Consider the following 291-nt stretch of genomic DNA (forward strand, 5'->3'; position numbering starts at 1 on the left):
GAGACCCCACACTACCATCGGCGCTACGGCGTTTCACTTCTGAGTTCGGCATGGGGTCAGGTGGGACCACCGCGCTACGGCCGCCAGGCAAATTCTGTTACTCACCGTCATTCTCATGACCATGAGCTTTAATCCTGAACTAAGCTGAAAATTTACTTTCTGTCTCTAAAACACCTTCGGTGTTGTAAGGTTAAGCCTCACGGATCATTAGTACTGGTTAGCTCAACGTATCGCTACGCTTACACACCCAGCCTATCAACGTCGTCGTCTTCAACGTTCCTTCAGGACCCT

General features: G+C 50.5%; 2 rRNA genes. Both read right to left on the minus strand.

Going from position 1 to position 291, the window contains the following annotated elements:
- Nucleotides 1-88: ribosomal RNA gene (gene rrf / locus F3J28_RS22320) — 5S ribosomal RNA — on the minus strand; the annotation flags it as partial.
- A 98-nt stretch (nucleotides 89-186) separates the two neighbouring features.
- A 23S ribosomal RNA gene (locus F3J28_RS22325) occupies nucleotides 187-291 on the minus strand; the annotation flags it as partial.

The organism is Enterobacter sp. Ap-1006 (assembly GCF_011752835.1).
Lineage (GTDB): Bacteria > Pseudomonadota > Gammaproteobacteria > Enterobacterales > Enterobacteriaceae > Cedecea.